The organism is Curtobacterium pomorum (assembly GCF_044497295.1).
Taxonomy (GTDB): Bacteria; Actinomycetota; Actinomycetes; order Actinomycetales; family Microbacteriaceae; genus Curtobacterium.
This window is the reverse complement of record NZ_CP172409.1, coordinates 1294684-1312506: the sequence shown is the minus strand read 5'-3', so window position 1 is coordinate 1312506 and position 17823 is coordinate 1294684. Positions and strand designations below refer to the sequence as shown.

Annotated in this window: 17 protein-coding genes; 14 read left to right on the top strand and 3 right to left on the bottom strand. The window is 68.8% G+C overall.

Features of this window, described 5'->3' with window-relative positions; translation table 11 throughout:
- Positions 1 to 69: 69 nt before the first annotated feature.
- Genes ACGH48_RS06310 through ACGH48_RS06295 form a run of 4 tightly spaced genes read left to right on the top strand, consistent with a single transcriptional unit; the run spans position 70 to position 4376 of the window.
- The gene (locus ACGH48_RS06310; protein ID WP_396290651.1) at positions 70 to 945 is read left to right on the top strand and encodes a hypothetical protein; all 876 of its coding nucleotides are present in this window, start codon (positions 70 to 72) and stop codon (positions 943 to 945) included.
- Entirely contained in the window at positions 942 to 1964 is a 1023-nt protein-coding gene (locus ACGH48_RS06305) for a ParB N-terminal domain-containing protein (RefSeq protein WP_396290649.1), read from the top strand. Before ACGH48_RS06310 ends, ACGH48_RS06305 begins: the two co-directional genes overlap by 4 nt.
- Positions 1965 to 1995: 31 nt before the next feature.
- Positions 1996 to 2712, top strand: coding sequence for a hypothetical protein (locus tag ACGH48_RS06300; protein ID WP_396290648.1), 717 nt, complete (start codon positions 1996 to 1998; stop codon positions 2710 to 2712).
- Positions 2713 to 2729: 17 nt separating this feature from the next.
- The gene (locus ACGH48_RS06295; protein ID WP_396290647.1) at positions 2730 to 4376 is read left to right on the top strand and encodes a M23 family metallopeptidase; all 1647 of its coding nucleotides are present in this window, start codon (positions 2730 to 2732) and stop codon (positions 4374 to 4376) included.
- Positions 4377 to 4557: 181 nt separating this feature from the next.
- Here ACGH48_RS06295 and ACGH48_RS06290 read toward each other — a convergent pair whose 3' ends face one another.
- Together ACGH48_RS06290 and ACGH48_RS06285 are read right to left on the bottom strand one after the other, a co-directional pair.
- Positions 4558 to 5016 (bottom strand): YdhK family protein, encoded by a 459-nt coding sequence (locus ACGH48_RS06290; RefSeq protein ID WP_396290646.1) that lies wholly within the window; start codon positions 5014 to 5016, stop codon positions 4558 to 4560.
- Positions 5017 to 5063: 47 nt separating this feature from the next.
- On the bottom strand, positions 5064 to 6473 hold the full coding sequence (locus ACGH48_RS06285; protein WP_396290644.1) for an MFS transporter: 1410 nt from the start codon (positions 6471 to 6473) through the stop codon (positions 5064 to 5066).
- A gap of 276 nt (positions 6474 to 6749) precedes the next feature.
- On the opposite strand from ACGH48_RS06285, the gene ACGH48_RS06280 reads away from it, so the two are divergent.
- The 4 genes from ACGH48_RS06280 to ACGH48_RS06265 all read left to right on the top strand — a co-directional run bounded on the left by ACGH48_RS06280 (position 6750) and on the right by ACGH48_RS06265 (position 10278).
- Positions 6750 to 7016 carry a DUF6112 family protein gene (locus ACGH48_RS06280; RefSeq protein WP_396291105.1) on the top strand — a complete coding sequence of 89 codons (267 nt, stop codon included), beginning with the start codon at positions 6750 to 6752 and terminating at the stop codon, positions 7014 to 7016.
- A gap of 138 nt (positions 7017 to 7154) precedes the next feature.
- Positions 7155 to 7424: a DUF6112 family protein gene (locus tag ACGH48_RS06275; RefSeq protein ID WP_396290643.1), complete on the top strand. Its 270-nt coding sequence runs from the start codon at positions 7155 to 7157 to the stop codon at positions 7422 to 7424.
- Between the two features lie 34 nt (positions 7425 to 7458).
- Positions 7459 to 8808 (top strand): conjugal transfer protein TrbL, encoded by a 1350-nt coding sequence (locus ACGH48_RS06270; RefSeq protein ID WP_396290641.1) that lies wholly within the window; start codon positions 7459 to 7461, stop codon positions 8806 to 8808.
- 3 nt (positions 8809 to 8811) lie between these two features.
- Positions 8812 to 10278: an SCO6880 family protein gene (locus ACGH48_RS06265; protein ID WP_396290640.1), complete on the top strand. Its 1467-nt coding sequence runs from the start codon at positions 8812 to 8814 to the stop codon at positions 10276 to 10278.
- Between the two features lie 7 nt (positions 10279 to 10285).
- Here ACGH48_RS06265 and ACGH48_RS06260 read toward each other — a convergent pair whose 3' ends face one another.
- Entirely contained in the window at positions 10286 to 11347 is a 1062-nt protein-coding gene (locus tag ACGH48_RS06260; protein WP_396290639.1) for a hypothetical protein, read from the bottom strand.
- Between the two features lie 152 nt (positions 11348 to 11499).
- Here ACGH48_RS06260 and ACGH48_RS06255 point away from each other — a divergent pair, with 152 nt between their 5' ends.
- The 6 genes from ACGH48_RS06255 (at position 11500) to ACGH48_RS06230 (ending at position 17799) form a co-directional block, all read left to right on the top strand.
- The gene (locus ACGH48_RS06255) at positions 11500 to 12285 is read left to right on the top strand and encodes a hypothetical protein (RefSeq protein ID WP_396290638.1); all 786 of its coding nucleotides are present in this window, start codon (positions 11500 to 11502) and stop codon (positions 12283 to 12285) included.
- Complete coding sequence (locus ACGH48_RS06250) at positions 12282 to 13763, top strand: VirB4 family type IV secretion system protein (protein WP_396290637.1); 1482 nt, start codon at positions 12282 to 12284, stop codon at positions 13761 to 13763. Before ACGH48_RS06255 ends, ACGH48_RS06250 begins: the two co-directional genes overlap by 4 nt.
- A gap of 167 nt (positions 13764 to 13930) precedes the next feature.
- Positions 13931 to 14290 carry an ArsR/SmtB family transcription factor gene (locus tag ACGH48_RS06245; RefSeq protein WP_396290635.1) on the top strand — a complete coding sequence of 120 codons (360 nt, stop codon included), beginning with the start codon at positions 13931 to 13933 and terminating at the stop codon, positions 14288 to 14290.
- Positions 14287 to 14970, top strand: coding sequence for a cation transporter (locus tag ACGH48_RS06240; protein WP_396290634.1), 684 nt, complete (start codon positions 14287 to 14289; stop codon positions 14968 to 14970). The genes ACGH48_RS06245 and ACGH48_RS06240 overlap by 4 nt, the downstream gene beginning before the upstream one ends.
- Positions 14971 to 15050: 80 nt before the next feature.
- On the top strand, positions 15051 to 17279 hold the full coding sequence (locus tag ACGH48_RS06235) for a heavy metal translocating P-type ATPase (RefSeq protein ID WP_396290633.1): 2229 nt from the start codon (positions 15051 to 15053) through the stop codon (positions 17277 to 17279).
- A gap of 37 nt (positions 17280 to 17316) precedes the next feature.
- Positions 17317 to 17799 (top strand): DUF6153 family protein, encoded by a 483-nt coding sequence (locus ACGH48_RS06230; RefSeq protein WP_396290632.1) that lies wholly within the window; start codon positions 17317 to 17319, stop codon positions 17797 to 17799.
- The last annotated feature ends 24 nt before the right edge of the window (positions 17800 to 17823 follow it).

The following is a 17823-nucleotide window of genomic DNA, read 5'->3' as shown; positions in this document are numbered from 1 at the left end:
ACTTTCTTTCCCTGACCGACCGGCTCCTCGTGGGAGTCGGCGTGCACCTGCCTGTCAGGAGGTGCCGCGATGATCCCGCACACGACGACCGCCACCGCCCCAGGAGGCGGCGAGGACTACACGACCGGCGACGGGCTGCGCGCCCTGCTGACCCGGCTGCACGAGGAAGGGCCGGGCGCCTGGCGCACCGACCCGACCGCCGCGAGGCTCATGCGGTACGCGGCCGACAAGTACGCCGCCCTGGCCAGGAAGCATCATCTTGACCCGTGGGAGGCCGTCAGCGCCGCATTCGAGGTGATGCGCACCCGCTCCGCCCGCGAAGCCGACGACCCCTGGGGCGTGGTGACGCACGCAGTGCGGATCACCTGCATCGCCGAGGAACGCGGCCAAGGCCTGCTGTGCTCCACACATCAGGCCCGCCGCCCGCACTACTCGATCTTCCACGACGCCGAACGCCTTTCCGACCGGGAGAACCCGCTGGACGACTACCATCCCGCGTTCCACATCACCGACCCCGACCCCGACGACGAGAACGGGGGCGAGCGGGAGGTGGTGGAACCGGCCGGGGCGGTCACATCGGCATCGAGTGCGGTGGAGGACGCGATCGCGTTCGTCACCGTCCTCGGATGGCCCCCGGCCACCGCCCGCGCCGCAGTCGAGCACGTCTGCCAGGCCCTTGCCCGTGCCGGGTCGCGGCAGTCCGCGTTCGAGGTGCTGCGCCGCGACAAGCACTCCCGCGCCCTGCTCGACCTGCCCGGCTCCTCGTGGGCGGCACTGCTGCGGGCACTGCTCGGCAACCCCGCACCGGGGGTCGCCGCCACGAGCGCGGGCCGAGGCGTCCTGCTGCGGCTACTGATCGGCGAGACGCTGCCAGTGCTGCTGCACGACGACGACCTGGTGCTCACTGTCTCGCTGGCGGCCCCGAGAAGAGGGGGCCGGCGATGAGCGGCGGACACATCGAACTCGAACGCGCCGTGTCCTCAATCCGGATCGGGAACCGGCATCGCACCGACCTGGGCGACATCGACGCCCTCGCCGCCTCCATCGACCGCGACGGACTGCTCCAGCCCCCGACGATCACCCCCGACGGGGTGCTCGTCTGCGGGCGCCGGCGGCTCGCGGCGATCCAGCAACTCGGCTGGCGAGTAGTGAACGTATGGGTGCGCCAAGGGATCTCGGACCGGCTCGGGCACCTGCTTGCCGAGCAGGACGATAACCTGCTGCACAAAGACCTCACCCAGCTGGAAGCAGCTTCCCTCTACCGCGAGCTCAAGACCCTCCTCGCCGAGGACGCGGCACGCCGGCAGGAAGCATCCCGGTTCAGCAGCGACCACCAGCCCACAACGGACGCGGTGGACGGTGGCGGAAAATTTCCGGCACCGTCACCGACGCCGGCGGGCGAGGCCCGTCAGCAGGCGGCGGCTATGATCCCCGGCGCCGCGTCCTACCGAACGCTGGACAAGATCGAGGCGATCCAGCAGGCCGCGCTGCGCGACGACCTCACCGACGACACCCGAGCCGCCGTAACGGATGCGCTGGCACGGATCGAGGCCGGGGCGCCGGTGCATCCGATCTTCGAGGAGATCCGCGCCCTCATCGAAGACCCCGCCCGGACCCGTGACGCGGAGCTCGACCGGCTCGCCAAGGAGGCGGTCGCCCGCGCCAAGAACCGGCCGCACCGCACGAAGGAGCCGGCCACACCGGCGGCGGGGCTGACGGTGTGGACGACTCGTTCGTTCGTGGTGATCTGGGGCGAACTCACCGACTGGTGGACGCACTACGACCCGGCCGTGCTCGCCCGCGAGCTCACCGAGGAGCAGATCGACATGTTCCTGACGATCGCCGACGGCACCGCCCGGTTCGCCGCCACTCTCACGACCGCCCGCGATCAGAACACTGACCACGACGAGGGTGTCGACGCAGCGACGGGCGAGGGTGAGGTGCGGCACCTGCGCGCCCTCTGACCCTCGGGCTTTTCGCCGCCCCGGACCCCGCATGGGGGTGCCGGGGCGGATGTGCGTCGGGGCGCACCTGCTGGGCATGAACTCGACAGATACCCCTCGTTCCCGCCGCCGGCTGGTTGCGCTGATCTCGGCCGCTGTCGTCGTCCTGCTGCTGGTCGGCGTCGGCATCTACGGCCTGGTCTCCGGACCCCGCACCACCAGCGACCCACCGCCTTCACGTCCGTCACCGACCGCACCGGCCGACACGGGCCGGGCACCGCGTGAGCTGGCTCCGATTCCCGAGACCGATGACCCCGAAGAGTTCGCCCGCGCCGTCGCCGAAGCACTGTTCGGGTGGGATACGACCACCGGGCTGATTCCGCTGGACTACACCAGCGTGCTCCTGGCCGTTGCCGACCCCTCCGGGATCGAGCAGGCGGGTCTCGCCTCCGACATCGCCGGCTACCTCCCGAACCGCGACACCTGGGTCGAGCTGCGTAAATACTCCACCACCCAGCGGCTGGAGATCACCGAGGTGTTCGTGCCCGGCGCGTGGGCGGAGGCCGAATCGCAGGCGCAGCCGGGGCAACTGCAGCCCGGCACCACCGCCTACACGGTCGAGGGCATCCGCCACCGGCAGGGCATCTGGAACGACGAGGAGACCCGGAGCGCGCATGAGGTGGCGTTCACGATCTTCCTGACCTGCCCGCCCGGCGGCGACCCCTGCTACCTGCTTCGGCTGTCCATCCTCGACCAGCCCCTGCGCTGAGACAGGGGGACGCTCTGATGCTGCGCAAGATCATCGCGGGGCTCGCCGCCCTCGCCCTGCTCGGTCCGATGGGCGTCCTCGTCTCGGTCGGGCTGCTCGTCAACCCCTCCGCCGCATCCTGCTCGGCCACCGGCGGCAGCGTGCAGGTCGGCGATATCCCCGACGAGCTGACCGTCACCACCGCGCAGGGTGAGACGTTCACGTTGAACAAGCAGCAGCTCACCCATGCGGCGACGATCATCGAGGTCGGTTCGGGGATCGACGGTGTGGGCCGCGACGGCATCCGGATCGCGTTGATGGCCGCGCTGACCGAGTCCACGCTGCGGATGCTCGCCAACACCTCGACCTACCCGGAGTCCGGCGACTACCCGAACGACGGCAACGGCTCCGATCACGACTCGCTGGGGCTGTTTCAGATGCGCCCGCAATCGGGGTGGGGCACTGTCGCCGAGCTCATGGACGCGCAGTACCAGGCCGAGGCGTTCTTCGGCGGCCCCACCGGCCCCAACGGCGGATCACCCAGGGGCCTGTTGGACATTCCCGACTGGGAGCAGATGGGCAAGGGCGAAGCCGCCCAGGCCGTCGAGGTGTCGGCGTACCCGGACCGGTACGACAACTACGAGCCCGTCGCCGACGACATCCTCGCCACCCTCACCAGCAGCGGCAGCGGCAGCGGGGCCGCCAGCCCGGCAGGCACGCCCGTGCTGGACGCTGCGGAGCCGGCGGCAGAGTGGTCGAGGGTGGTGTTCCCGCTCCCAGAGGGCACCTGGGTGCCCACCAGCCCGTTCGGACCGCGGGTACATCCGATAACCGGAGAGCAGTCCTTCCACACCGGGAGTGATTTCTCCGCCCCGGACGGCACGCCGATCCTCGCCGCCGCCGACGGTACCGTCAGGGTCGCGGAGTTCTCCGGCGGGTACGGCGGACTCGTCGTCATCGAGCACCGTATTGACGGCAAGACCATCGCGACCGCATACGCGCACACCTGGGAGAACGGCATCCATGTCAGCGCCGGCGACACGGTGCGAGCCGGGCAGCACATCGCCGACGTCGGCTCGTCCGGTATGTCCACGGGGCCGCATCTGCATTTCGAGGTCCGCGACGGCGGCACCGACGGCGAGTACATCGACCCCGCGAAATGGCTCAACGACCACGACGCCGCCGACCTGGACGAGGCCGACGTGCCCCCGTCCGGGCAGGAGGACTGCGACACCGAGGGTGCGCCGGGTGATCCGGCCCCGGTCGAGGGCGACCCGGACGAACTGGTGGACGACCCCACCACGGACGGGCAGATCACCGTCCGGATGCTCAGCGTCTACGAGCAGACGCTCGCGGCATTCCCGGAATCGACGTGGGCGTGCTACTCGCCCCGCCCAGGCCAGAAGTCGGAGCATCCGCTGGGGCGGGCCTGTGACGTGGCGTTCGGGAACGCGATCGGCCAGTACCCGACCCCGGCCCAGCTCGAGTACGGGTGGCAGGTCACCGACTGGCTGATGGAGCACGCCGAGACACTCGGCGTCGAATACCTGATCTGGCAGGGGAAGATCTGGTCCCTCGCCCGCGCCGACGAGGGGTGGCGCGACTACTCCGGCGGCGGCATGCATGACCCCGGCAATGTCACCGGCGGGCACTTCGACCACCTCCACATCACCGTCCGAGAGTAAGGTCCGAAGTTACATCTAATGTGTGATCCCGGGGCCGATTAATAGGCGCTGCTGTAGCCCGTATACGAGTGCCTGATCGCCGATCCGCTCGCGGATCGGTCGGCGTCTCTTGGAACCGCCAGGCTGCCTCGCCCCGGTGACGTCGGCTAGATGAGGCCCCGCTCTGGCGCGGGATTGCGGGTCAACGGAGGGGCTGGATCTCGCTTTCGACGACCCACTTGTGGTTCGTCATTCTCATGCCGTCCATGTCGAGGTCGACCGTGTAGGCGGTCTCGTTCGTGGACCTCACGATCGTGGCTTCCGCGCCCTCCATCCCCGCCATGTGATCCGCCCGCAGGGTCACATGCGACCCGTGAGCGAGCGGGGCGGGGCCGGGGTTGACGAGTTCTTCGTGCACGACCCACTTGTGGTCGATTACCGGCTCGCCACCGGTGGTCGGCGCGTAGCTGACCGAGTAAGTCGTCGTGTCGAACGCGCCCGAGACGTTCGCTTCAGCGCCATCCATGCCGGGCATGTGATCAGCGCGCAGGAGCACGGTCGACCCCACCGGATAGGTCGGGTTCGACGCCACCTGGATTCCCTCTGGGGGTGCTCCACCGTCGGGGTTGTGGGCATGCATGTCGTGGTGATGCTCGGTCATCTTCATTCCTTTCAGTTCGCGCAGGCCGATCCGGGATCGGCCTGCGTTCAGTTTGCCTCGGTGTTGGCTTTCGCGTTGAGAGTGAGAAGCGCGAGGAGTGCGGCGGCGATGAGAATGCCGCTGCCCGCGACGAGCGCGGTGCTGTATCCGGCGACCAGCGCCTCCCCGGACGGCAGGGCGGCATTGTCGGGGCGTGCGGTGATCGTGGCGGCGATGCTGGCGAGGATCGCCAAGCCGAGAGCGACACCGATCTGCTGGGCGGAGTTCAGCAGCGCCGAGGCGATCCCGGCCTTGTCCGGCTCGACCCGATAGACCGCGGCCTGGGTGAGAGCGATGACACCGATCCCGAATCCGACGGCGATGACCAGCATCGCCGGGACCATGCCCGTCCAGTAGCCGGTGTCGACGGTGATGCGGGAGAACCAGAACGCACCCGCCGCGCCCAGGAGCGCTCCAGCGGCGGCGATGTAGCGGGGGCCGGTCTTGAGCAGGAGCTTCGGCGCGATCCCGGCGCCGAGGATGATGCCGATCGCGAACGGCAGCCAGGAGACGCCGGTGATCAGCGGGCTGTACTCGCGGACCTGCTGCAGGTAGAGGGTGATGACGTAGAACGTGCCCATCGGCCCGATCGCGAGCCCCAGCATCGTCATATACGCGCCCGAGCGATTGCGATCGGTGAACAGAGCCAGCGGCACCAGCGGGTTCCGGCTGCCGCGCTGGGTGAGCACGAACACCACCAGCAGCACCACGGCCGCGCCGACCAGGATGTAGGCGATCGGGTCGGTGAAGCCGTCCTCGCCGAAGCGGGTGATCGCGTAGACCAGGGCGACCATGCCGCCGGTGCCGAGCACCGCCCCGAGTGTGCCGAGTCGCCCGGTGTGCGGCTCCGCCGCAACCAGGGTGCGCGAGCCAAGGAGGACGAGCAGGCCGATGGGGATGTTGATGAAGAACACCCACCGCCAATCCAGCAGATCGGTCAGGATGCCGCCGAGGAGCAGACCGATCACGATCCCGATGCCCGACATCGCCCCGTAGAGCGAGAGGGCGGTGTCGCGCATCTTGCGGGTCTCGAACGTCGTCGCGATCAGCGCGAGCGCATTCGGGGCAGCCATTGCCGCCCCGACACCCTGGACTGCGCGGGCGATGACCAGCATGGCCGTGTTCTGCCCGAGCCCACCGACGAGAGACGCGACGATGAAGATCACTATCCCGACTTGCAGCGTGCGCTTGCGACCCCAGAGGTCACCGATCCTGCCACCGAGGAGCAAGAGGGCACCGAACGCGAGGATGTAGGCATTGACAACCCAGGGCAGATGCACCGCCGCGACGCCGAGCTCGTCTTGGATGCTCGGCAACGCGATGTTCACGATCGAGTCATCCAGCACCAGCATCAACTGGGCTGTCGCGATCACCAGCAGCGGGATCAACCCGCCCCCGGTCTGCCCCTTCGAGGTCATCTCCACTCCTTCACTCGCACAGCGCCCAGTTGCACGCAACACTCACGGTCGTGCCCGCCTCACATCGCAGCGACGGGGCGGGCACCTGACACAACACAATACCCCACCTGGGTATTCCGTTCTGGGTGTGGTGTAACGCGGAACACGAGCAAGAGAGCAACGCGGCATCCCACCGGCCAGCAGTCGCAAGAGGACCGTCGGCGCACCTGTCGGCATGACGATGAGACGCAGGCTATTCGCGCAGTTCGATCATCCGACCCTGCCGGTGGGGGCGTGATGGAGGTCTTCCCGGATTTCGAGGGCTTGTCAGGCATCGACGACTTGCGAGAGGTCGCCGGTGCGCTGTTGATGTTCGTGCTCATCGTGGCGGTGCTGATGCTGATCGTCTCCGCGATCTGCTGGGCGATCGGCTCGGGCAACGGCAACTACCAGCTCGCGGCCCGCGGCCGGGCAGGGGCGTTCGTCTCCTTCGCCGGCGCGATCCTCGCAGGCGCCGGCGTCGCGTGGCTGAACTGGCTCATCACCATCGGCGACCAGCTCTAACCAAGCCGCTCGTCGGTCTCTCTGGCTCGTCCTCGGGGTGCTTCGGCACCGCCGGGGGCGCGCCGTTCTTCGTGTCTCCGGGAACAAGGGGTGCACCTGGCGGTCGGAACTGTCTCTCGTCTCGTGAAAGGGCACATCGTGATCGACATCGACCCCAACTCCAATGGTCTGCCGGGCATCGAGCAGCTGCGCACCATCGTCGGCGCCGTGATGACCGTCGGCCTGATCCTCGCCGTCCTCGCGCTGATCGTCTCCGCGATCGTGTGGGCCTACGGCTCTAACTCGTCCAACCCGCACCTCGCCGGTCGCGGGAAGACCGGGCTGCTGATCTCCTGCGGCGCGGCCGTGATCTGCGGCGCAGCCGTCGCGCTTGTGAACTTCGGCTGGACCGTCGGCCAGCAGGTCTGACCCCTTCCTCTGTGCGTGAAAGGAGGGGTGCGCCGTGAGCGTGTGCGACATCCCCGTCATCTCCAATGTGTGCGACGCAGTCGGTGAGGGCACCGCGAGCCTGATCGCCGCCCCGTTCGACTGGCTCGCGTCCTCGATGGCCGGGGCCGCGGCCTGGCTGATGGAGACGATGTGGACCGTCTTCGACACCACCACCCTGGTCGACCTGAACCAGGACGGGTTCGTGTCGGTCTACAACATCGTCTTCGGGATCGCCCTGTTCATCGTCGCGATCTTCTTCTTCCTCCAGCTCATCACCGGGATGATCCAGCGCGACCCGACCGCCCTGTCTCGTGCCGCGCTCGGGGCTGGGAAGTCGATCCTCGGGTCGTTCGTGGTCATCACCCTCACCACGGTCTTGTTGGAGGTCGTCGACCAGCTCTGCATCGGTCTCATCCAGGCCGCCGGGGAGACCACCGAGTCGATGGGCAACCAGCTCCTCCTGCTCAGTCAGGCTCTATCCGGGCTGAACATCGCCGCGCCCGGCGTCGGCGCCATCGTCAGCATCTTCCTCGCCGGGCTGATGATCGCCGCTATCGGGATCGTGTGGTTCTCGCTGTTGATCCGCAAGGCGCTGATCCTCGTCACCGTCGTCCTCGCCCCGCTCGCCCTTTCAGGGGCGTCGTGGGATGTGACCAAGGGGTGGATCGGGAAATGGGTGACCTTCCTGATCGCCCTGATTGTGTCCAAGCTCGTCCTCGTTGTCGTGTTCCTGGTCGCGATCACCCAGGTCGCGACCCCCATCGACTCCGGCCTGACCGCGGTGACCGAGCCCATCGCCGGGATCGTGCTACTCGGAATCGCCGCCTTCGCCCCCTACATGGTCTACCGGCTCATCAGCTTCGTCGGCTTCGACCTCTACAACTCGATGGGCGCCGAGCAGGACGCGAAGAACGCCATGAACCGGCCACTGCCCATCCCCTCCAAGACCAGTGGCGACGGCCCGAAGAAAATCCTCGACGGCTCCGGCGACAGCGGAGGCGACAGCGACGGCGGCGGGAGCCCGCCCGCGGCGAAACCGCCCGCCAGCACCGAGACGGCTGGCACCGAGACCGCGACCGCCGAAGCGGGAACGGAAACCGCCGCGAGCAGCGGGCCTGCCGCTCCGGTCGTAGCCGGCGTCATGGTCGCCAAAGAAGCCGCCGAGGCCGGCCCGAAGGCCGGCAACGAAGTCGGGAACCAGGCCGACACTGCCGCCGCGGGCGCACAGAACAACACCGGCACCACCGCCGAACCCGGCGGTAACGGGGGTTCAGGTGGCACCCCGCCGCCTCCGTCGGCGCCGATGCCGAACCCCCCGAACGAACCGAACCCGAATCCGGGTCCGACCGAAGGGAAGGAGTAGGCGATGCCACGCACCGACGACACGAAGACGACCGGCGAGCTGGTGCCGGTCAAGTTCTCCCGCCTCACCCGCCGAGGCCTGATCCTCGGGCTCTCCCTGTCGCAGATGATCGCCCTCGGCCTCGGCGGCGCCTCCCTGATCGGGGCGCTCTACGCCGGCGGCGGCATCCTCATCGCCTACTCCGCCCCCGTCTGGCTAGCCGCGATCACCCTGACGTGGGTGAAGGTCGGCGGCCGGGCGCTGGTCGAATGGATCCCGGTGTGCGCCTGGTGGCTGTGGCGCACCACCGGCGGGCAACTGCTCTACCGCCGCCGCATCATGACCCCGCGGCCCGAAGGCACCCTCGCACTGCCCGGCGACATGGCGAGGCTGCGCGAGTACACCGACCCCGAGACCGGCGCAGGGATGATCCACGACCCGACCGCGAACACGCTCACCGTCGTGGTGGAGGTCACGCATCCGGCGTTCGTGCTGCTGGACCCGTCCGAACAGAACCGCCGCGTCACCGCCTGGGGCCGGGTACTGGCGACGATCTGCCGCTCCGGGAGAGTCAGCGCCCTGCAAGTGCTGGAACGGACCCTGCCCGCCTCCGGGCAGGGCCTGGCGGAATGGTGGGCCGAGCACGGCACCCACGACGACTCCTGGGCCTCGACCACCTACGCCGAGCTCATCCAGAGGGCCGGTCCCGCCGGGGAACGACACGCCACCACGCTCTCGCTGAGCCTGGACATGAAGGCGGCAGGCCGGCAGATCCGCACCGCCGGCGGCGGCATCAAGGGAGCGGCGAACGTACTGCGGCAGGAGATGACGACCCTCGTCTCCGCGCTGCGAGCCGCCGACCTCGACCCCTCCGGGTGGCTGTCGACCGGCAAGCTCGCGGTGATGCTGCGCACCGCCTACGACCCTGCCATCGGCCCGACCCTGGAACGCCACGGGCAGCTCGGCCAGGACCTCGCCACGGCAGGCCCGGTCGCGGTCGCCGAGACGTGGGATCGGCTGCGCACAGACTCGGGTCACCATGCGGTGCTGTGGATCAGCGAGTGGCCGCGGGCGATGGTCTATCCGGGGTTCCTCGCCCCTGTGGCCCTATCGACGGGGATTCAGCGGTCTATCTCGCTGATCTGCACCCCGCTGCGGACCGATCAGGCCGTGCGTGACATCCGCAAGAAGAAGGTCGAATACATCAGCGACCGGGCGCAGCGGGCGAAGATCGGGCAGATCCAGGACGCGTCCCAGACCGCCGAATACGAGGACGTGCTGCGCCAGGAGGCCGACCTGACGGCCGGGCACGGGGTGCTGCGCTACACCGGCCTCATCGCCGTCACCGCTCCCACTGTTGAGGAGCTCGACGCTGCGGTCGCCGCAATCGAGCAGGCCGCGATTCAGGCCTCCTGCGAGACCAGACGGCTCGTCGGGCAGCAAGCCGCCGCGTTCACCGCCGCCGCCCTGCCCATCGCACGCCGCATCTGAGATGTGGTCAGTCGGTGGGCTTGACCAGGACTGTGGCGCCGGGGTCGACATCGGGAGCTGCGGCGAGGGTCGGCAGATCGGCACCGTCGAGGCCGGCCATCTCCAACGCAGCCTGCCCGGACAAATGAGCCGAGCGCACCGACTGGCCGTTCGCGATGGAGGCGTAGAACTGGGCCGCGTAGTTGATGGCGTCTCCGTCATCGATGCTGTCGGCCATGCCGATAGCGAACGGGACAACGTCCGCGACCAGTTGATCGATCTGTGCGGCGGACTTGCAGGCGTTGAGCAGCACGAGCAGCGGCGGGTCGTCAGTAGCAGCGATGGCGCGTGAGAACGCGCGTGCCGTGACAACGTGCCCGTCGTGCGGCGCGTCGGTGTCGTGTTCGAAGACGATGAGGTCTTCGTTGCTGTGTCCGGAGAAGTGCACGACGTGCGGACGGAATTTGGTGATGCCGTCCAACAGGTCGCTCGCGGTCGCAGCAGGGCGGACATCGAGTTCGATCAGGTCCCGGTGCAGCGCGGACTCGACTGCGGATCGGATGCGCTTCTGCTCTCGCCCGACACGTAGATCGCCTTCGGAGGACGCGCCGAGCAACAGCACACGCAGCTTCTCTGGCTTGGGTGCACGTAATTCCCGGAGCGCTTCGCCGACAGCGTGTTCCGTGCGGTCGAATCGCGCTTCGGTTGCCGCGCGTTCGGCGGCTGCACGCCGATCGGCCGCGGTCTGCTCTCGCTTGCGCTTGCGTTCCGCCGCGTCGGCCTCGGAGCGCTCTGCGCGTGCGAGCTTGGACTGGAGGTCCGCTTCCTGCTTGCGGTAGGTGGATGCCTTGCCCTGCCACTTGTTCGCTTCGCTTCCGGCGGTCGCGGCCTCCTTATCGCGCTGGGCGGCCCGGCTCAGCTTCGATCTCTGTGTCGACGCGCTCGTGGTCTTCGCCGCCTCCTGGCGCGCCTTGTCCGCCTCGGCACGCTTCTTCGACTCCTTGTTCCGGTACTCACCGGCCTTCTTCTCCGCATCGACCCGCTGCTTACGCTTGCGCTCAAGCTCCCCGCGGTACTGCTGTGATCCCAACTTGGCTCCTCTCGACTCACCTGCTTGGCAACGCTATCCGGCACCACTGACACGGCAGAGCCGTGCGCACCTGGGAAGTACAGCGCCCCGACTCCCTCTCGCTCCGGGAGCCGGGGCGCTGCCCTGCTCACCCCGATGCGAAAGAGGCCATCATGCCGACGTTCCACGACCCTGCCGCCGATGCCCGTGAAGCCGCCGAGGCCTTGCGCGGGCTCGCGCACGCCACGATCACCATCGAGGACCCGCGCGCCATGTATGAAGTCATCGGGAATCTGCTGGCCAGCACCCGGTACCTGGCCCAGGTCACCGATCAGCTCGCCCAGAACCATCACCGCAGTGCGGCACGAGCGACGACCGATCACGGTGATCCACTCGCCGCAAGAACGCTCATCAGCGACACGATCGACGCCCTGCGCACCGCGTCTGCCCGCATGGACCAGGCCGAAGTCTCCCTCGACCAGGCTTCCGGCAAGGCGGGGCAAATCGCATGGAAGCCCGACGATCCGCAGCACCGGTGGGTCAGCATCGTGTTCCTCCAAGGCGAGGAAGCGGACCCAGTGATGGAGATCATCGACCGGCAGAGCACCGACGCCGCGATCGCCTACCTCGCCGGCTGGGACCACGGCGAGGAGACCATCAGCGATGCGATGGAGAACGGCTACGTCTACGACACCGCCCCACAGAGCGCCGCCGACCGGCTCGCCACCTCTGGCGACTACGCCCTCACCTACAGCCCCGACCTGCGGTACGTCGGTCTGTCCCGCCGCATCGACGCCCCCGACCCCGACGCTCCGGCCTCCGGCACCGCAATCCCGCCTCTACCGGAGCCTGAACCGCGGCGGGGGCGACATAGCGGACCTGCACGATCGGGCGCAGCGTCGAGGTTCCGGCCGGACGCGATCGACGAGGTCGCCGAGAACCGGGGGCTGTTCCGGTGAGCGGCGACCGCGAGAAGCTGCACTCCGCCGTCCTCGTCGCCCCCGCGAAGGAGCGGCGCCGGCTACGCAAGCAACGCCGAGCCGCCGCCGCGGAGCTCGTCGCCGAACAGCGCCAGAAAGAACGGGCCAAGGCGCGGGAGAAGAAGGCCGCTGAGCGGGCCGAGCGCCGGGCGACCCGATATCTGCCCGCCGCCGGCGAGCCCGGCCCCGCCACACTCCGCACGCCGGGCAGGTTCCGCCTCCCGAAGCATCAGGACACCTCCGCGATGCTCGCCGGGGCCTACCCGTTCCTCGCCGAAGGTGGCCTCGGCTCCCACGGAGTGTTCATCGGCCAAGACCTCTACTCCGGCGACTCGTTCGTCTACGACCCCTGGGTGCTATACGCGAACGGGGTCATCACCGCCCCGAACGTCGTAGTCGCCGGAATCGTCGGCTCCGGCAAGTCGAGCCTCGCGAAGAGCCTCTATACGCGGTCGCTCGGGTTCGGGCGCCGCGTCTACATCCCCGGCGACCCGAAAGGCGAGCACACCCCTGTCGCCGAGGCCGTCGGCGGGCGGGCGATCAAACTCGGCCACGGCCTGCCGTCGCGCCTGAACCCCCTCGATGAGGGGTACCGGCCGGCGGGGATGAGCGATGAGCAGTGGACCGCGACGGTCACCTCCCGGCGCCGCGACCTGATCGGCGCATTGACGGAGACGGTGCTGGCCAGGCCCATGAGCCCGTTGGAGCACACCGCGATCGACACGGCACTGTCGGCGACCATGCGGGAGAACGCCGTGCCGATCTTGCCGATGGTCGTCGATCACCTCCTCGACCCGACCGGTGACGAGGACGGGCGGTTGAAGGAGGACGGCCGCATGGTCGGCCATGCGCTGCGCCGCCTGGTCGCCGGTGACCTGGCCGGCCTGTTCGATGGACCCTCGACGGAGGTGTTCGATCCGTCCTTGCCGATGATCTCCCTCGACCTGTCGCAGGTCACCGAGAACTCCACCCTGATCTCGGTGCTGATGACCTGCTCATCGGCGTGGATGGAGGCCGCCCTGCTCGACCCGGCCGGCGGTCAACGGTGGTGCATCTATGACGAGGCCTGGCGGCTCATGAGCCAGCCGGCCTTGTTGAAGCGGATGGATGCCCATTGGAGGCTTGCCCGCGCCTACGGCATCGCGAACGCGATGATCTTCCACAAGGTCTCCGACCTCGACAATGTCGGCGACCAGGGGTCAGCCATGCGCGGCCTGGCGAACTCCCTGCTGGCGAACGCAGAGACCAGGATCATCTACCGGCAAGAATCGGATCAGCTCGGCCCGACCTCCGCAGCGCTCGGGTTGACCGGTACCGAGCAGTCCCTGCTGCCCACGCTCGGCGTCGGGCAGGGACTGTGGAAGATCAAGGGCAAGTCCTACGTCATCCAGCACCAGCTCCACCCCGCCGAAAACCGACTGTTCGACACCAGCGCCCGCGCCGCCGCGAAAGTTTAAAAGTTCGTCGAAATATTGAAGGGTTTTGTCGGAACTTGAGTACTCGATGTGCCCTCAGGCTATCCCGTATTCAAAGTTCGCGGAACCCGTCACTCTGACGAACGAATGTCTTCCCGTGACAAGCCCGATCCTTGCCGATCAGTCAGCGATCGCTGTATGGTCAGTTTATGCTGACTATTGCTTCTCGGGTGGGCGTGATGAACCGGCTCGGCCGGGCGATGGCTGACCCCACGCGCTCCCGGATCCTGCTCTCCCTGCTCGACGGCCCGGGCTACCCGGCGCGGCTCGCCCGCGAGCTGGAGCTGACGCGGACGAACGTGTCGAACCACCTGGCCTGTCTGCGCGGGTGCGGGATCGTGGTCGCCGAACCCGAGGGCCGGCAGACCCGCTACGAGATCGCCGACCCCCACCTCGCCGCAGCGCTGACCGCGCTCCTAGATGTCACGCTCGCAGTCGACGAGCAGGTGCCGTGCATTGACCCCGCCTGCCAAGTGCCGGGCTGCTGCACCCCCGAGGTCGCGCCGTGAGCGCGGCGGTACTGACACTGGAGCGGACCGGGGTACTCCGGCGGCGGATCCGGATCGTCGTGGGGATCACAATCACCTGGAACGTGATCGAAGCGGTCATCGCCCTCATCGCTGGCGGGGCCGCATCCTCGGCGGCGTTGATCGGGTTCGGACTCGACTCGATCGTGGAGGTCCTGTCGGCGGCGGCGGTTGCATGGCAGTTCGCCGCCCCGGACCCGGAGAAGCGGGAGAAGGTCGCCCTCCGGGTGATCGCGGTGTCGTTCTTCGCTCTCGCTGCCTACGTCACCGTCGACGCGATCTTGTCGCTGGCGGGCTTGCGGGAGCCGGAGCATTCCCCGGTCGGGATCGCGATTGCCGCCCTCAGTCTGATCGTGATGCCGTTCCTGTCCTGGTTCGAGCGACGCACTGGACGCGAGCTCGGCTCCGCGTCCGCGGTCGCGGATTCGAAGCAGACCCTGATCTGCACCTACCTCTCCGCCGCGCTGCTGGCAGGACTGCTGCTGAACAGCCTGCTCGGGTGGGCGTGGGCGGACTCGGTTGCCGCGCTCGTGATCGCGGTCTTCGCGATCCGTGAAGGCGTGGAGGCGTGGCGCGGGGATGCCTGTTGCGCGGCCCCGGTCGCGGTCCTTACCGGGGAACGTGAGCCGGAGCACTGCGACGACGGTTGCTGTAGGCCATGACTCGCTGGAATACCCTGTGGGGGTATTCGGTTGTGGTGGGTGATGCATCCGTACCGGGTGCGATAGCGAAGGAGTGAGCGATGTCCGATCCGCATGCGCACCATCACGGTGCGAGAGCGCATCCGTCTGGGCCCGTGTCGACCGAGGGGGACGCAGATCGTGCAGACCGCGCAGGTCACCCGGGTCATGGCGATCATCACACGTCGGGGCATGAGGCGCAGGAGGGGCGTTCCGCGTCCGCCGGGCACGAGATGCACGCTGGGCACGAGATGCACGCTGGGCACGAGATGCACGCGGAGCACACCGGGCATGGGGACCATAGCGGGCACGGGGATCATGTCGGGCAGTTCCGGCGCCTGTTCTGGATCAATCTGCTGATCGCGGTGCCGGTGGTGGCGTTCTCGCCGATGTTCGCGATGATCGTCGGTTACGGGGTCCCCGGCTGGGGGTCGTGGGTCGCGCCGGTGCTCGGCACAGTCATGTACATCTGGGGCGGGCGGCCGTTCCTGACCGGCGCGGTCGGCGAACTCCGCGCCCGCAGGCCCGGGATGATGTTGCTGATCGGCCTAGCGATCACGGTCGCGTTCCTCGCGTCCTGGGGTGCGACGCTGGGGCTGTTGGATCACGCGCTGGAGTTCTGGTGGGAGCTGGCGCTGCTGATCGTGATCATGCTGCTCGGACACTGGGTCGAGATGCGCTCCCTCGCCCAGACCACATCGGCGTTGGATTCCCTGGCCGCGCTCTTGCCGGACGAGGCGGAGCGGGTGGACGGCGACCGGGTGGAGACGGTCGCGCCGAGCGAACTGCGGGTCGGCGACATCGTGATCGTGCGGCCGGGCGGCAGCGTGCCGGCGGACGGGCGGATCGTGGATGGCCGCGCGGACATGGACGAGTCGATGGTCACCGGCGAATCCCGCCCCGTCCCTCGTGGCGTGGACGACACGGTGACGGCGGGCACGGTCGCCACCGACTCCGGTCTGCGGGTCGAGGTCACCGCGACCGGCGATGACACCGCCTTGGCGGGGATCGGGCGCCTCGTGGCTGAAGCTCAGGCGTCGTCGTCGCGGGCGCAGCGGATCGCCGACCGCGCGGCGGCGCTACTGTTCTGGTTCGCCCTCGCCGCGGCCGTGATTACGGCCGCGGCGTGGACGCTGGTGGGGAGCCCGGATGATGCGGTCGTGCGGGCGATCACGGTGCTCGTGATCGCGTGCCCGCACGCGCTCGGCCTGGCGATCCCGCTGGTGGTGTCGATCGCGACCGAGCGCGCGGCGAAGGGCGGCGTGCTCGTGAAAGACCGGCTCGCGCTGGAGAGCATGCGCACGATCGATGTCGTCGTGTTCGACAAGACCGGCACGCTCACCAAGGGTGAACCCGTCGTCACGGCGACCGCTCCTGCCGGCGGCATGGAGGCGGATCGACTGCTCACGCTGGCTGCGGCGGCCGAGGCCGACAGCGAGCACCCGCTCGCGCAGGCCATCGTCCGCGCCGCCCGTGAGAAGCAGCTCGCGATTCCGGCCGCGTCAGGGTTTTCCTCATCGCCGGCGGTCGGGGTGACGGCGAGCGTGGACGGCCACGAGGTGCGCGTCGGCGGGCCGAGCCTGCTCGAACAGCTCGGCGCCGCCGAGGTCGCCGAGGCGGATGCGTGGCGGGCGGAGGGTGCGATCATCCTGCACGTCGCCATCGACGGCCGGGTGGTCGGCGGGCTTGCGCTCGCGGACGAGATCCGCCCGGCGTCCCGCGACGCGGTCGGCGCGCTGCACGCGTACGGCGTGCAGGTCGTGATGATCACCGGCGACGCCGACGCGGTCGCGCAGCGGGTCGGCCGGGAGCTCGGCATCGACCGAGTGTTCGCCGGGGTGCGGCCCGAGGACAAGGCCGCGAAGATCGCCGCGCTGCAGAGCGAAGGCCTCAAAGCGGCGATGGTCGGCGACGGCGTGAACGACGCCCCGGCACTCGCCCAGGCCGATGTCGGGATCGCGATCGGCGCCGGCACCGATGTCGCGATCGCCTCCGCCGGGGTGATCCTCGCGAGCTCCGACCCCCGCTCCGTGCTGTCGGTGATCGAGCTGTCGCAGGCGGCGTATCGGAAGATGAAACAGAACCTGTGGTGGGCGGCCGGCTACAACCTCATCTCCGTGCCCCTCGCGGCCGGTGTACTCGCCCCGGTCGGGTTCGTGTTGCCGATGTCGGTCGGCGCGATCTTGATGTCCTTGTCGACCATCGTCGTCGCCGTCAACGCGCAGCTGCTGCGTCGCCTCGACCTCACCCCCGAAGCGAGTACGCGAGCTGCGCTGGATCGGGCAGCCTGACCGAACTATCGTTGACCAGGGAGAGGAAGGGGGGCCGATGGGTTCAGCGCGTGAGCACCGCGTCGCAGCAAGGACCTTGCATGGTCTGCTGCTCAGCGTCGGAATCGCCCTCCTGGTCATCGCCGGGCTGCTCGGTATGCACGCCCTCTCCGTCGGACACGCCACGCCCGGGGTGGGACACAACCAGACGGCCGCTCACGCCACCCACTCCGCCTCGGCGCACCACAATGCCGTTGCTGAGTCGGCGTCGCACCATGATGCATCGACCCCTGTGGTACTTGCGCGCACGGGCATATGTTCAGGCGACGGCTGCGGCGGGGCCGCGCACGACCATGCGATGCAGCTGATGATGTGCGTGCTCGCTCTGCTCTCGGTCGCCCTCGTCCTGCTCGTGCCGCGGCTGCTTGGCCCCTGGTTCCTGCCACTGCCGTCGATCAGCACGCAGTTGGGCGTGCTACTCCGCTCTCTTCCGCAGCCGCGCCCACCGTCGCTGCACGTCCTGTCGATCAGTCGTACCTGATCCGCACCGCCCGCCGCTCGCCCC

Coding starts and splice junctions, on each gene's coding strand:
- ACGH48_RS06310 (WP_396290651.1), top strand. CDS start 70: ATGATCCCGCACACGACGACCGCCACCGCCCCAGGAGGCGGCGAGGAC.
- ACGH48_RS06305 (WP_396290649.1), top strand. CDS start 942: ATGAGCGGCGGACACATCGAACTCGAACGCGCCGTGTCCTCAATCCGG.
- ACGH48_RS06300 (WP_396290648.1), top strand. CDS start 1,996: ATGGGGGTGCCGGGGCGGATGTGCGTCGGGGCGCACCTGCTGGGCATG.
- ACGH48_RS06295 (WP_396290647.1), top strand. CDS start 2,730: ATGCTGCGCAAGATCATCGCGGGGCTCGCCGCCCTCGCCCTGCTCGGT.
- ACGH48_RS06290 (WP_396290646.1), bottom strand. CDS start 5,016: ATGACCGAGCATCACCACGACATGCATGCCCACAACCCCGACGGTGGA.
- ACGH48_RS06285 (WP_396290644.1), bottom strand. CDS start 6,473: ATGACCTCGAAGGGGCAGACCGGGGGCGGGTTGATCCCGCTGCTGGTG.
- ACGH48_RS06280 (WP_396291105.1), top strand. CDS start 6,750: ATGGAGGTCTTCCCGGATTTCGAGGGCTTGTCAGGCATCGACGACTTG.
- ACGH48_RS06265 (WP_396290640.1), top strand. CDS start 8,812: ATGCCACGCACCGACGACACGAAGACGACCGGCGAGCTGGTGCCGGTC.
- ACGH48_RS06255 (WP_396290638.1), top strand. CDS start 11,500: ATGCCGACGTTCCACGACCCTGCCGCCGATGCCCGTGAAGCCGCCGAG.
- ACGH48_RS06245 (WP_396290635.1), top strand. CDS start 13,931: ATGCTGACTATTGCTTCTCGGGTGGGCGTGATGAACCGGCTCGGCCGG.
- ACGH48_RS06235 (WP_396290633.1), top strand. CDS start 15,051: ATGTCCGATCCGCATGCGCACCATCACGGTGCGAGAGCGCATCCGTCT.
- ACGH48_RS06230 (WP_396290632.1), top strand. CDS start 17,317: ATGGGTTCAGCGCGTGAGCACCGCGTCGCAGCAAGGACCTTGCATGGT.